The 13,003-nt window shown below is 34.0% G+C and carries 12 protein-coding genes; 5 read left to right on the top strand and 7 right to left on the bottom strand.

Annotated features, from left to right (window positions below; all coding sequences use genetic code 11):
- Positions 1 to 414: 414 nt before the first annotated feature.
- The gene (locus tag DCS95_RS10710; RefSeq protein WP_116770763.1) at positions 415 to 840 is read right to left on the bottom strand and encodes an Hsp20/alpha crystallin family protein; all 426 of its coding nucleotides are present in this window, start codon (positions 838 to 840) and stop codon (positions 415 to 417) included.
- A 205-nt stretch (positions 841 to 1,045) separates the two neighbouring features.
- Between DCS95_RS10710 and DCS95_RS10705 the strand changes: the two genes are divergently transcribed.
- A complete protein-coding gene (locus tag DCS95_RS10705) occupies positions 1,046 to 2,314 on the top strand; it encodes a DUF2254 domain-containing protein (RefSeq protein WP_116770762.1) in 1,269 nt (422 codons plus the stop codon).
- Here the strand turns inward: DCS95_RS10705 and DCS95_RS10700 are convergent.
- The gene (locus DCS95_RS10700; RefSeq protein ID WP_116770761.1) at positions 2,311 to 2,712 is read right to left on the bottom strand and encodes a TerB family tellurite resistance protein; all 402 of its coding nucleotides are present in this window, start codon (positions 2,710 to 2,712) and stop codon (positions 2,311 to 2,313) included. The two genes, DCS95_RS10705 and DCS95_RS10700, sit on opposite strands and share 4 nt — an antisense overlap.
- Before the next feature lie 238 nt (positions 2,713 to 2,950).
- Here DCS95_RS10700 and DCS95_RS10695 point away from each other — a divergent pair, with 238 nt between their 5' ends.
- The gene (locus tag DCS95_RS10695; protein WP_116770760.1) at positions 2,951 to 3,328 is read left to right on the top strand and encodes a DUF1456 family protein; all 378 of its coding nucleotides are present in this window, start codon (positions 2,951 to 2,953) and stop codon (positions 3,326 to 3,328) included.
- A gap of 48 nt (positions 3,329 to 3,376) precedes the next feature.
- On the opposite strand, the gene DCS95_RS10690 is transcribed toward DCS95_RS10695, so the two are convergent.
- The 4 genes from DCS95_RS10690 to DCS95_RS10675 form a co-directional block, all read right to left on the bottom strand.
- Complete coding sequence (locus tag DCS95_RS10690) at positions 3,377 to 3,712, bottom strand: hypothetical protein (protein WP_116770759.1); 336 nt, start codon at positions 3,710 to 3,712, stop codon at positions 3,377 to 3,379.
- Between the two features lie 367 nt (positions 3,713 to 4,079).
- Positions 4,080 to 4,415 (bottom strand): hypothetical protein, encoded by a 336-nt coding sequence (locus tag DCS95_RS10685; RefSeq protein ID WP_116770758.1) that lies wholly within the window; start codon positions 4,413 to 4,415, stop codon positions 4,080 to 4,082.
- A gap of 230 nt (positions 4,416 to 4,645) precedes the next feature.
- Positions 4,646 to 5,839, bottom strand: coding sequence for an ADP-forming succinate--CoA ligase subunit beta (sucC, locus tag DCS95_RS10680; RefSeq protein ID WP_116770757.1), 1,194 nt, complete (start codon positions 5,837 to 5,839; stop codon positions 4,646 to 4,648).
- A gap of 152 nt (positions 5,840 to 5,991) precedes the next feature.
- The gene (locus DCS95_RS10675) at positions 5,992 to 6,630 is read right to left on the bottom strand and encodes an LON peptidase substrate-binding domain-containing protein (RefSeq protein WP_116770756.1); all 639 of its coding nucleotides are present in this window, start codon (positions 6,628 to 6,630) and stop codon (positions 5,992 to 5,994) included.
- 153 nt (positions 6,631 to 6,783) lie between these two features.
- On the opposite strand from DCS95_RS10675, the gene lysA reads away from it, so the two are divergent.
- From lysA to DCS95_RS10660, 3 genes are all read left to right on the top strand, one after another.
- Entirely contained in the window at positions 6,784 to 8,022 is a 1,239-nt protein-coding gene (gene lysA, locus DCS95_RS10670; RefSeq protein ID WP_116770755.1) for a diaminopimelate decarboxylase, read from the top strand.
- Positions 8,023 to 8,079: 57 nt separating this feature from the next.
- Positions 8,080 to 8,616: a thioredoxin family protein gene (locus DCS95_RS10665; protein ID WP_116770754.1), complete on the top strand. Its 537-nt coding sequence runs from the start codon at positions 8,080 to 8,082 to the stop codon at positions 8,614 to 8,616.
- 150 nt (positions 8,617 to 8,766) lie between these two features.
- On the top strand, positions 8,767 to 11,331 hold the full coding sequence (locus DCS95_RS10660) for a M1 family metallopeptidase (RefSeq protein WP_116770753.1): 2,565 nt from the start codon (positions 8,767 to 8,769) through the stop codon (positions 11,329 to 11,331).
- A 78-nt stretch (positions 11,332 to 11,409) separates the two neighbouring features.
- Here DCS95_RS10660 and guaB read toward each other — a convergent pair whose 3' ends face one another.
- A complete protein-coding gene (gene guaB / locus DCS95_RS10655; RefSeq protein WP_116770752.1) occupies positions 11,410 to 12,882 on the bottom strand; it encodes an IMP dehydrogenase in 1,473 nt (490 codons plus the stop codon).
- Positions 12,883 to 13,003 lie beyond the last annotated feature (121 nt).

Here is a 13,003-nt window from a genome sequence, read left to right as displayed (position 1 = left end):
AGTACAAATCCTAGTGCTATTATCACGAATTTACGGTATTTTTTTAAACTATGAAATTCAAGTAAATTCATCAATTTCCGTTAAAGATTTTCAAAATTTATTTTGTGTTTATTTCCAACAAATAATTTTCACAAGTACCTTTAAAAATCTAATAACAGCTCCTGCCCTAACCTTAAAACGCAACGAATTATCGCACCGATTGTAATCCTAAATTTAGTCAATACTAAGAATTAAAATTGCCGCTTTAAAAACCCCAAATGAGTTAATCAGCATTTATAACAGACCTAGAAATTATAATGTTTAAATCTTTTCAATCTTAGATGGATAGGAGATTTAGCGAAAGAATCTAACGATAAAAAAAGTGCTTTGATTTCTCAAAGCACTTAACTAAACAACTCAAACCAACCTAAAAAACTACTTTAATTCGATCATTCTTTTTGGCTTAGGCAAAGCCTCTTCTTTTTTAGGAAGATTGAATTTTAAAATTCCTCCTTCATACGTTGCATCGATTTTATCGGTTGCAATTGTTTCCGGTAAAGTAAATGATCGTGTGAAAGATGAAATGCTAAACTCTTTTCTAGTATAGTTATCATTCACCTCTTCGTTCTCACTTTTAACTTCAGATGAAATAGTTAAAACAGCTTCATCTATTTCAATGGTAAAATCTTCTTTACTTCTACCTGGTACAAAAAGTTCTAAGTGATACTCTTTTTCACTTTCTCTAATATTTACTGCCGGTACAGAACCTCTATTGTTTTCAATACCGCCAAACCAGTCTGGCTTGAATATTTCATTCATTAAAGCCGGAAACAACACGTCATTTCTTTTTACTAAACTCATAACTATATTTTTTAAATTATTTGATTTACAAATTCGATTAGTAATGGACAAAATACGTACCACACGAATTTTAGTGCCATTTTGGCAATTTTAATATCTAAAACACTGTCAAAATGGCAATTTACACCTAAAAGAGCTTGTTATTTACGCAAATCAGTCCAAATAAGGCTGACATTTAAACTAGTTTTAAGACATACTTTCATCCATGGATAGACTTCTAAACTTTTTTAAACAAATACGATCTAAGATTGCGTTCTTTCCCTCCATAATTGCATTGGGAGGATTGGCATTGGCCTTTTTGCTGATCTATTTAGAATCCATCAACATTTCCTCTTTTCTAATTGATGTCGCTCCTTTTCTGGTAATCGACGACACAGATACGGCCAAAACGATTCTAAGCACTTTAATTGGCGGATTGATATCATTAACCGTGTTCAGTTTTTCAATGGTAATGGTATTACTTAATCAAGCTTCAAGCAATTTTTCACCTAGAGTGCTACCAGGTATTATTTCAGACCAAAAACATCAAATTGTATTAGGGCTATATATTGCGACCATTTTATACAATATTTTCATATTGATCTCTATAGAACCTACCGAAAATGAATATCAAACGCCAGGGTTTTCAGTTCTTATAGGCATTATACTAACAGTTCTTTGCCTGGCAGCATTTATTTATTTTATCCACCATATCTCCCAATCAATACAAGTTGGCAACATACTTACAGCAATACATGCCAGAACTAAATCTGAATTAGCCACAATTATAGAAAACCAAAAAAATAAAAATTTAGACTTTCCATCAACCGAACACTGGGAAGCACATAAAATTAACCAAGAAGGGTATTACTATGGATTATTAAAAGATGACCTTTTAGAACTATGCGAAAAAAATGCTTTAAAAATTCAAATACCTCTTCACAAAGGACAATTTATCATTGATGGAACAACAAGCTTTTTTACTGAAAAACCAATAGATAACAATCTAAAACACAAACTAGAAAAAACAATGCTCTTTAGTCATATAGAGCTCATTGGAGAGAATTACATATATGGTTTTAGGCAAATTTCAGAAATAGGAATTAAAGCAATGTCACCAGGTATAAATGACCCTGGAACAGCCCTAAACACAATTGATTACCTAAGCTCTTTATTTATTGACCTTATGCAGAAAAAGGACATCGAATATTTGACGGATAAAGATTCGCTTAATTGGGTAAGTCAAAAATGCCCAACGTTTTCAGAAATTCTTTATAATGTTATGGCTACTTATAGACAGTACTGCAAGCATGATATTACAGTAATGCGTAAGTTAATGCACATGCTTAAAACTTTAAAATTACATGTTATACACTCAGACCAATTGAACATTCTTGATAAAGAAATCACTCAATTGAGACAAGATGCTAAAGCTAATATTATGAATAAAAGAGATTATGAACAATTAGAAACCGATTACTTCTCGTGGTCTTAATTGTAATGTGCCTTGAAGATTGCAATCAAAATTTCAGGTGGCACTATCTTATCAGGATACTTATGCATAATAGTCAAAACTTGCTGAATGGCTCCCGGCGGCAACCCCATATTTAAACCAATGTCATAAATTTTATTCACTTCTTCATCCTCTTGCTCATTATCTACGTTCATTAAAAGAACCAACCTATGAAATTGTAAAAGCCTGTCTGATTGAGATTTGGGTATTATATGCTCCACATTTGTAGTAAAAAGACTATCAAAAGTTTTCTTGGTCACCCGTAATTGCTGTGCCACAGAAAACAAGAAATCATATTCAGAATCCTTAATTTCGTTGTTTACTTTAGCAAACGAAATCATTTCCGACAAAATACTAAGCTTCTCTTTTTCAGTAGGCATATGAATATTCAAATAAATTATATAATAATATTATAACTTTATTTTTATGACTAAAGTATACCATAGACCAAGTTAACATATGGATGTGACGTTTTTTTTGATTACCAAAACCAGATATATATTTATACATTCAACTAACAGCATACTTAAAAAGACAACAGCTGCTCGCACATGAATAATATGAATGATTGATAACACCTCATATTTTTATAATACCTTGCAGGCATAAAATTGCGATATGACCAATAATGATATTTTTAAAAAATTAAGAGTAGCCCTAAAATTTAGGGATGATGATATTGTAGATATTCTACAACTTGTAGATTTTAAAATTTCTAAAAGTGAGTTAGGGGCATTTTTCAGAAAAGAAGATCACCCTAATTATATGGAGTGCGGTGATCAAGTATTGCGTAATTTCTTAAACGGTTTGGTTATTCACTTACGAGGCACTAGAGATAACCCTAAAATACCAGGTGAAGTTTTATTAGCCATGGCAAAGTCAACCTCTAAACCAGCGACAAGAAATTCTGAAAAGAACGATTTTAAAGCAAAACAGATGAAAAAGGTTGATACTGCTATTGATTCTGTAAAATATAAAAACAAAAAAAAATCTTGATACATCTCTATGTATCAAGATTTTTTAAAAAGCATTTCCAAAATTTGGTTATGCCTTAACACGCACAGGAATAGTATACACTTTACCCTCCTCTACATTTGCCAAATTAACCTTTTGATAGTTTAATTTAGCTTTGACAAAACTTTCCATTTTATCAAACTCTGTGTGTACAGACAATACAACGATTTCCCCATCTGTATTTAAAGTAAAACGTACTTGGGCCGTTAAATCGTTATGTTCTTCAGAAAAATTATTCTCTGATAACATTTCTGAAATCTGTACAGATAATTTTTTTGTAGGGTTTTCACCTGCTACATCATTTGCTAAAACATTACCTGTTGCAAGTAGCATTGCAGCTACGACTACTAAACTTAATTTTCTCATGACTTTTTGTTTTTTACTTCAGATGATCTGAAGCATGATTAATAATTGATTGATGATGAATTACTAAAAAGACGACTGAAAAATGATAATGTTACAATTTGATTTACTTTTAACATCTCTTTAATATTAATTCCTCAATTTACACCTCAAAATTAGAAATTCAAATCGTTCAAAAAACAAGAAATTAAAGTCTTAACCTTTATTTCAATCAAGTAACATTAACCACAGATTAAACATAGATTAGATTACGTTTATTTAAATTTAAGCATACAATAAATATCATATCGATAAAATAAGGATACCTAAATCCACAAAAAAAGAACGCCATATAAGCGTTCTTTCTTTAAGTCTAGATAAATGTGTAGTATTACTCCGCTATTTCAATAGGAACAACATACACTAAATCCTTATCTCCCGGTTCAAGATTTTCAAAATCAATTCCTGTCTTGATAAAATCCTTTAAATGTTTATTGTTGGTTTTAACAGATAACAATCTATATACACCATCATCTGCCAAAGCAATTTTAATCTCGGCCCTTGCTCCTCTAATTTGATCGGGAATTTCTTCATCGGCCAACATCTCATAAATCTGAGTAGTGATCCATTTAGCTCCTTTGTCTTCATTGTTCACCTTTTCATGAGCCGTAACAGTACCTATTCCAAGAGCAAAAACAAAAACCAATAATAGTTTTAAATTTTTCATATTATATATTTTTAATAATTTGACTTAAATAAGATTTATTAAACATATAATAAAATTAACCATAATAATTAGGAATATAATAATTTTAACATCTATTTAATATTAATTTAATAAAATATTCATCTATATGGCGCTGTTAGTATATTTTTATCAAAAACGTTTAACTGAAAATAACGCATAAAAAAAGACCATTCCAATGGAATGGTCCTTAAACTTATAATAAAGATGATTTAAGCCAATACAGCTTTTACCTTATCTGCAGCTTCTTGGAACTGTACAGCAGATTCTACTGCCAATCCAGAATTGTCTATTATCTCTTTTGCCATTTCAGCATTAGTACCTTGTAATCTAACTATAATTGGCACCTGCATAGCGTCGCCCATATTCTTATAAGCATCTACAACACCTTGTGCAACACGATCACAACGAACGATACCACCGAATATGTTAATAAGAATTGCTTTCACATTAGGGTCTTTAAGAATAATTCTAAAAGCCTCTTCTACTCTTTTTGCATCTGCGGTTCCACCAACATCTAAGAAGTTAGCTGGCTCACCACCTGCCATCTTAATCAAATCCATAGTTGCCATTGCAAGACCTGCACCGTTTACCATACAACCAACATTGCCATCAAGATCTACATAGTTAAGACCAACTTCTCTCGCCTCAACTTCAATAGCGTTCTCTTCTCTAAGGTCGCGCATTTCAGCATACTGCTTTCTACGGTATAATGCATTATCATCAATAGAAACCTTAGCATCAACAGCCATGATTAAATCATCAGACGTTTTTAACACAGGGTTAATTTCGAACATACTTGAATCACTTTCAACGTATGCTTTATATAAAGAAGCAACAAATTTTGTCATTTCTTTGAATGCAGTACCAGATAGACCAAGGTTAAAAGCAATTTTTCTTGCCTGAAAACCTAGAAGTCCTGTTGCTGGATCAATTTCTTCCGTAAATATTAAATGTGGTGTACTTTCTGCAACCTCTTCAATATCCATACCTCCTTCTGTGGAGTACATAATCATATTCTTACCTGTAGCTCTATTTAATAGAACGGACATGTAAAACTCACTAGTTTCACTTTCGCCTGGGTAGTAAACATCTTCAGCAACCAATACTTGGTGTACTTTTTTACCTTCCGCAGAAGTTTGCGGTGTAATCAAGTTCATACCAATAATTTGGTTTGCTATTTCTTCTACCTCTTTAAGGTTCTTGGCTAATTTTACACCACCACCTTTACCACGACCACCTGCGTGTACTTGTGCTTTAATAACGTGCCATCCAGTTCCGGTTTCAGCAGTTAATTGCTTTGCAGCCTCAACAGCCTCTTTTGCATTTTGGGCAACTATTCCTCTTTGGATGCGCACCCCAAAACTTGCTAATATCTCTTTTCCTTGATATTCGTGAAGGTTCATATATTCGGTGAATTTTAATTGTTAAGCAAAAATAGGAAACAGGAAGTAATAATCTAAAAATACTGAGGATTAATTAGGATAACTATTATAATTAACCTTATAAAAACACAAAACACTTAAAAATGAATTGAATTTTTCTTTCGTTCATCATTTTAAATTTCAATATCCTTAAAATCTAAAGGGTCGAAATTTTTAAAGTGTCCATTAAGCTCAATAATCTTTTTGGTACGTTCTACTTCAGATAAAACCGTAATTGTAGAAGTTAAATGTAACCCTATAAAATTTAATCGATCATTTTCTGTAGGTATCTGTAATAGTTGGTACTCTTGCTCAAACGATAGTCCGATTTTATGGGCCAAAGTAAAACTATTGAACTCTTTTACGTTCAATTTGGTATATGGCACCTCCATTATAGCGTATAACTGTTCTATACCATTTATAATCGTTTGCTTTTTTTCTTCGGATGCTTCATAATCGTATTCCATCAACTTTACAATACCGCCGGCATACAATTTGTTTTCCATAATATTATCAAATGCCAGTAGTTTAAAAACTTGCCGTGCCACGCATACTACATCCATTTCTCCGGTTTCATAAGTAGTTACCACTTCTACCAACTGAACTTCTACACCATACTCCATTTTATTGTTTATGAACACAGGTATGCCAAATGTAATAGCCTCGTTTCTGCAATCATTTATCAATTGCTTATAACGCTCTTCAAAGATATGTAGTGGCACGGTTTCACCCGGAAAAAATATTGACTGTAATGGTAATAATGGTAGTTTCATATGACTAAAAGTACAAAGGTATTAACGTTGTGCCAAAAAATACGATTCGATAATAATGTTTCAAATATCACAATTTGTTATTTTTCATAACTTTTGTTATTATTTTTTGTACTTATACATTTAGAAAAGTAAATTCGCATAAAAATTGTTCATATGAGAAATGAGGATTTATTGCAGATTGCAAAAACCTACGGTGATCCGGTGTATGTTTATGACTCGGAAAAAATAGTTTCACAGTTTAATAGATTGACCAATGCTTTTGGTTCAGTAAAGAAATTGAAACTTAATTACGCAGCCAAAGCACTTTCTAATATTACTGTTCTTAGATTAATGAACAGTCTTGGCAGTGGCTTGGACACTGTATCTATACAAGAGGTACAATTAGGTCTGTTGGCTGGTTTTAAACCGGAAAGTATCATATTTACCCCAAACGGAGTTTCTTTAGAAGAGATTGAGGAAGCCGCCAAATTAGGCGTTAGAATAAATATTGACAACCTGTCTATATTAGAGCAATTTGGTAGTAAGCATCCAAACATCCCTGTTTGTATTAGAATTAATCCGCATGTTATGGCAGGTGGTAATTCTAATATATCTGTAGGACATATAGATTCTAAATTCGGAATCAGTATTCATCAAATTCCGCACTTGCTTCGTATCGTTGAATTGACGAAAATGAATATTAACGGTATACATATGCATACCGGTAGCGATATTTTAGATATCGATGTATTCTTATATGCTTCTGAAATTCTATTTGAAACCGCACGTAATTTCAAAAATTTAGATTTCATTGATTTCGGTAGCGGATTCAAAGTACCTTATAAAGAAGGTGATATAGAGACCAATGTTGAAGAACTTGGTAAAAAATTAAGCAAACGCTTCAACGAATTCTGTAAAGAATACGGTAAAGATTTAACCCTTGCCTTTGAGCCTGGTAAATTCTTAGTTAGTGAAGCTGGTGTATTCCTTACAAAAGTGAATGTCGTTAAACAAACAACATCTACTGTATTTGCCAGTATAAACACAGGGTTTAATCATTTGATCAGACCTATGCTTTATGGCGCTACGCACACTATAAAAAACATTTCTAACCCAAGTGGTAGAGAGCGTTACTACTCTGTTGTTGGTTATATCTGTGAGACAGATACATTTGCCAGTAATAAGAGAATAAACGAAATTACAGAAGGTGATATTCTGTGCTTTAGAAATGCAGGTGCATATTGCTTTACCATGGCAAGTAACTACAATTCAAGATTTAGACCGCCAGAGGTTCTATGGCACAACGGCAAAGCAATTCTTATACGTGAAAGAGAAACTTTTGACGATTTAATTCGCAACCAAGTAGATGTTAAAGATTTGTTCGCTGTTAAAGAAACGGCAAAAGTGAAATAAAGCAATTAAAAATACGTTAGTTTTGGTATAATAGTTGGACTAATCCATAAAAAACTCATGAAAGCGTATTCTTTATTTTTCACCAAATCGATTTTATTCATAGCGGTACTTTTTGTTACCACCTTAAGTAGTGCGCAAGAGGTTAAATGGATTACTTGGGATGAAGCTGCACAATTAACCGCAACTGAAGAAAACCCTAAGAAAGTATTCATTGATGTATATACTGATTGGTGCGGATGGTGCAAGAAAATGGACAAAGACACCTTTCAAAATCCAGAAGTAGCCGCTTATATGGCTGAAAACTACTACATGGTAAAGTTTGATGGAGAAGGAAAAGAACCCATTGAGTATAAAGGAAAAACATACAAATTTGTTCCATCTGGCAGAAAAGGATATCATGAGTTTGCCGCTGCTTTGATGCAAGGTCGCCTTAGTTACCCAACAACTATTTTCTTAGACGAAGAATTAAATATGCTTTCACCGGTTCCTGGATATCAAAAACCAGATCCTTTTATGGAAATAGCACGTTACTTTGGTGATGATATCTATAAAGAAAAAGACTGGAAAGCTTATGCCGGTGAAGCCGGAAAATAATTTCCTGCACTTTGGTCTAATAATATTCAGCAAGCCCAAATTGCATGTATTTTAATTCATAATACAAATCTCAAATAGCGTTATACGTTGTTCAAAAATTGGAAAGCATTTTCCATTCAAGTAACTTCACAATAACAATAACGCTATTACATGAGGACTTTAATTTATTTTTGCTTTTTAGCCACATTAATCTGTTCATGCACTACTGAGCATCACGTTTCAAAGACTCCAGATGCGGGAGTTCCAGAGAAGATGGCTATGTACAGGGCATCGCAAGTTACTAATGTTCATTACAACTTAAGTTTTGACATCCCCCTTAACCAACAAGACCCTATTCTCTCTCAACTCGTCTTAGATTTCGACTTAGCACAACTTCAAGAGCCTGTTTACTTAGATTTTAAAGAGGAAACTTCTAAAATTAAATCAGTCTCCATTAATGGTGGTAGTGCAACCATTCTTCATGAGCAAGAGCACATTATACTACCAAAAGAGCATTTAACACTTGGCAAAAATACTGTTACCATAGGCTTTATAGCAGGTGAACTTTCTTTGAACAGAAACGAGGATTATTTATATACGCTTCTTGTGCCGGACCGCGCTAGAACATTATTTCCATGTTTTGACCAACCTAATATAAAAGGTAGATACACCCTACATATTACCGCTCCGAAAGATTGGAAGGTGTTATGTGGTACAGAAGAAATTAGCCGTAATCAAAAAGGCGATTTTATTGAGCATACCTTTAATGCTTCAGATAAAATGAGCACATATTTATTCTCGTTCGTAGCAGGTAAATTTAAATCGGCGAGTCAAAAACCGGGCAATATGGAAATGAGCATGTTGTATAGAGAAACCGATACTACTAAAATTAATTACAGTCTGGACTCTATTTTTGACCTACATCAACAGTCATTATCATTTTTAGAAAAATACACCTCACACCCATTTCCTTTTCAAAAGATGGATTATGCCGCCATACCCGGATTTCAATATGGTGGAATGGAACATGTTGGTGCTATACAGTACAGGGAAAGTTCGTTGTTCTTAGATGAAAGTGCCACAGCCAATAAAATACTTGGCCGAGCAAAATTAATAGCTCATGAGACATCTCATATGTGGTTTGGAGATCTGGTTACCATGAACTGGTTTGATGATGTATGGATGAAAGAGGTATTTGCAAATTTTATGGCTGATAAAATTATGAATCCCGCTTTCCCGAATATAGACCATCAATCGGCTTTTATGATTACCCATTACCCAAATGCATATGGTGAAGACAGAACTTTAGGTACTAACCCTATTCGGCAAAAATTAGAAAACTTGAACAATGCTGGCTCTCTTTATGGAAGTATCATCTATAATAAAGCACCAATAATGATGCGCCAATTAGAAGCCGTTTTAGGCAAAAATGCTTTTAAAGAAGGTATACAGGAGTATATAGAAACCTTTGCCTTTAAAAATGCCGAGTGGGGCGACCTAATTGAAATTCTTAATAAAAAATCGTCAACAGATATGGTAGCCTGGAGTAATATTTGGGTGAATAATTCAAGTAGACCAATTTTTAAAGATGAGATTACTTACGATAACAATGAAAAGATAAATTCGTTCAAACTGACTCAGACTGCAGAAGACAATTCTGAACATGTATGGTCACAAACTTTTGATGTATCCTTTATATATCCTGATAGCTCTAAAACATTTACCGTACAAATGACCGATGCAACTTTTCATATAAAGGAAGCTATAGGTTTGGCAAAGCCAATTTCGATTATCTACAACTCAAATGCCGAAGGTTATGGTGTTTTTCCGCTGAAAGTGAAAGACATTGAAATCATACCTAAATTAGAAGACCAAGTTGCCCGTGGTTACGCATATATTAATGCTTACGAAAATATGCTCAACGGTACCATTACCCCTACCGCTGCAGCCAAATTGTTTATTGAAGGATTGAACACCGAAAAAAATGAGTTACTAATTAATCTCATATCTAGATATACCACATCTGTATTCTGGAAGTATCTTACAGAAGAACAACGCATTTTTTATCAAGAGAGAATTACGGGTCATATATGGACTAGATTACATAAAGAATTACCTACTAGCATTAAAAAGACCCTGTACTCAACCTATGTATCTTTAGGTTATACCGATGAGTCCTTAGAAAATTTATTTAAAATTTGGAACAAAGAATTAGCCATCAAAAATCTAAAGCTCAACGCTGATAATTATACAGAATTAGCAATGGATTTAGCGTTGTACAATCACTCAGAAAGTGAGCAAATTCTTAAAACAGCAGAACAGGCAATTACCAACAACGACAAACTTGATAGATTTAAGTTTTTACTCCCTTCTCTCTCAAATGATCCTGAAACCAAAAAGGAATTTTTTGAATCGCTTCAACAAGAAAAAAACAGAGCAAAAGAATCATGGGTTACAGCTGCCTTGAACAACTTAAACCACCCGTTACACCAAAATGAATCCATAGATTATTTAAGGTCCAGCCTTGACTTATTGGATGAAATACAACAAACGGGAGATATTTTCTTCCCAAAACGGTGGTTAAGCAGTACCGTTGGCAATTATACTTCATCAGAAGCAAATGACATTTTACAGAATTTCTTGGTTGAAAATCCTGATTTAAAACCTTCATTAAAATCTAAAGTACTACAAGCCTCAGATGATTTAAGAAGAGTTCAACTTCTGGAAAAAAATTAGAAAACTCGCTATAAAAATATCTAAGCATAAAAAAAGAGGTCTAAATGACCTCTTTTTATTCATATTTAAAAGAAATGACTATCTACTATAATTAGGACTCTCTTTTGTAATAGTAACATCATGAGGGTGGCTTTCATTGATTCCACTAGATGTTATCTTCACGAATCTACCGTTTTCTTGCAGCGTAGCAATGTCTTTAGCACCACAATACCCCATACCTGCACGTAAACCACCAACAAACTGGTGAATGCTTTCGTATAATTCACCTTTATAAGGCACACGACCTACAATACCTTCAGGTACTAATTTCTTGATGTCATCTTCAACATCTTGAAAGTAACGATCCTTACTACCTTGCTTCATTGCCTCTACAGACCCCATACCGCGGTAAGATTTAAACTTTCTACCTTCATAGATAATCGTTTCTCCTGGAGATTCTTTAGTACCTGCTAAAAGTGACCCCAACATCACCGTATCCGCTCCGGCTGCAATAGCCTTTGGAATATCACCTGTATAACGAATACCACCATCTGCAATTACCGGAACACCCGAACCTTTTATAGCGGCAGAAACCTCTAGAACTGCAGAAAACTGAGGAAAACCAACACCTGCAACAACCCTTGTTGTACATATGGAACCCGGACCAATACCTACCTTAACAGCATCTGCACCAGCTTCAACCAAGTACTTGGCCGCCTCGCCAGTTGCAATGTTACCAACAATAACATCCAACTCTGGAAATTTTTGTTTTACCGCTTTTAAAACAGCAACAACACCTTTGGTATGACCATGTGCCGTATCTATAATTACCGCATCTACACCTGCATTTACCAAAGCTTCTGCCCTATCAACTGCATCGCCGGTAACACCTAGTGCAGCAGCAACGCGCAAACGACCATATTGGTCTTTATTGGCAATTGGTTTCTGTGTCAACTTTGTAATATCTCTAAATGTAATTAAACCCAACAGGGTGTTATCTTTAGATACCACTGGCAACTTCTCAATTTTATGCTGTTGTAAGATATCTTCCGCTTCAGATAGTGAAGTACCTTCATCTGCAGTGACCAAATTTTCAGAAGTCATCACCTCAGCAATTGGTCTTTCATTATTTTTTTCGAAACGTAAATCCCTATTGGTAACAATACCTAAAAGCTTTCCTTCGGCATCAACTATTGGTATACCACCAATGCTAAACTCCTTCATACTAGCCTTAGCATCTTTTACCTGAGAATTTAAAGGTAGCGTAACGGGATCTAAGATCATTCCGCTCTCAGCTCTCTTCACTTTTCTAACCTTCATTGCTTGCTGCTCAATGGTCATGTTTTTGTGCAGAACACCAATACCACCTTCTTGAGCCATGGCAATTGCCATTCTAGACTCGGTAACCGTATCCATCGCAGCGGATATAATCGGCACATTTATCGTAATATTTTTTGTGAATTTTGTCTGAATACTTACTTCTCTTGGTAGCACTTCAGAATAAGCAGGTACTAATAATACGTCATCGTAAGTTAGACCTTCTCCTAGAATTTTGTTTTGGTGGGCTTGCATAGCAATTAAGGATTTAATTGCGTGCAAATATAGTGAATAAAGTTGGTAAATCTATTTTACACGATACCTTAACGATCACTTCATATTTAAAGCGCTTTCATATTCTGAAACATTTTGACAA

The organism is Maribacter litoralis, from assembly GCF_003075045.1.
Taxonomy (GTDB): Bacteria; Bacteroidota; Bacteroidia; order Flavobacteriales; family Flavobacteriaceae; genus Maribacter; species Maribacter litoralis.
The sequence above is the reverse complement of the archived record's forward strand: the minus strand, read 5'-3'. Positions and strand labels throughout refer to the sequence as shown.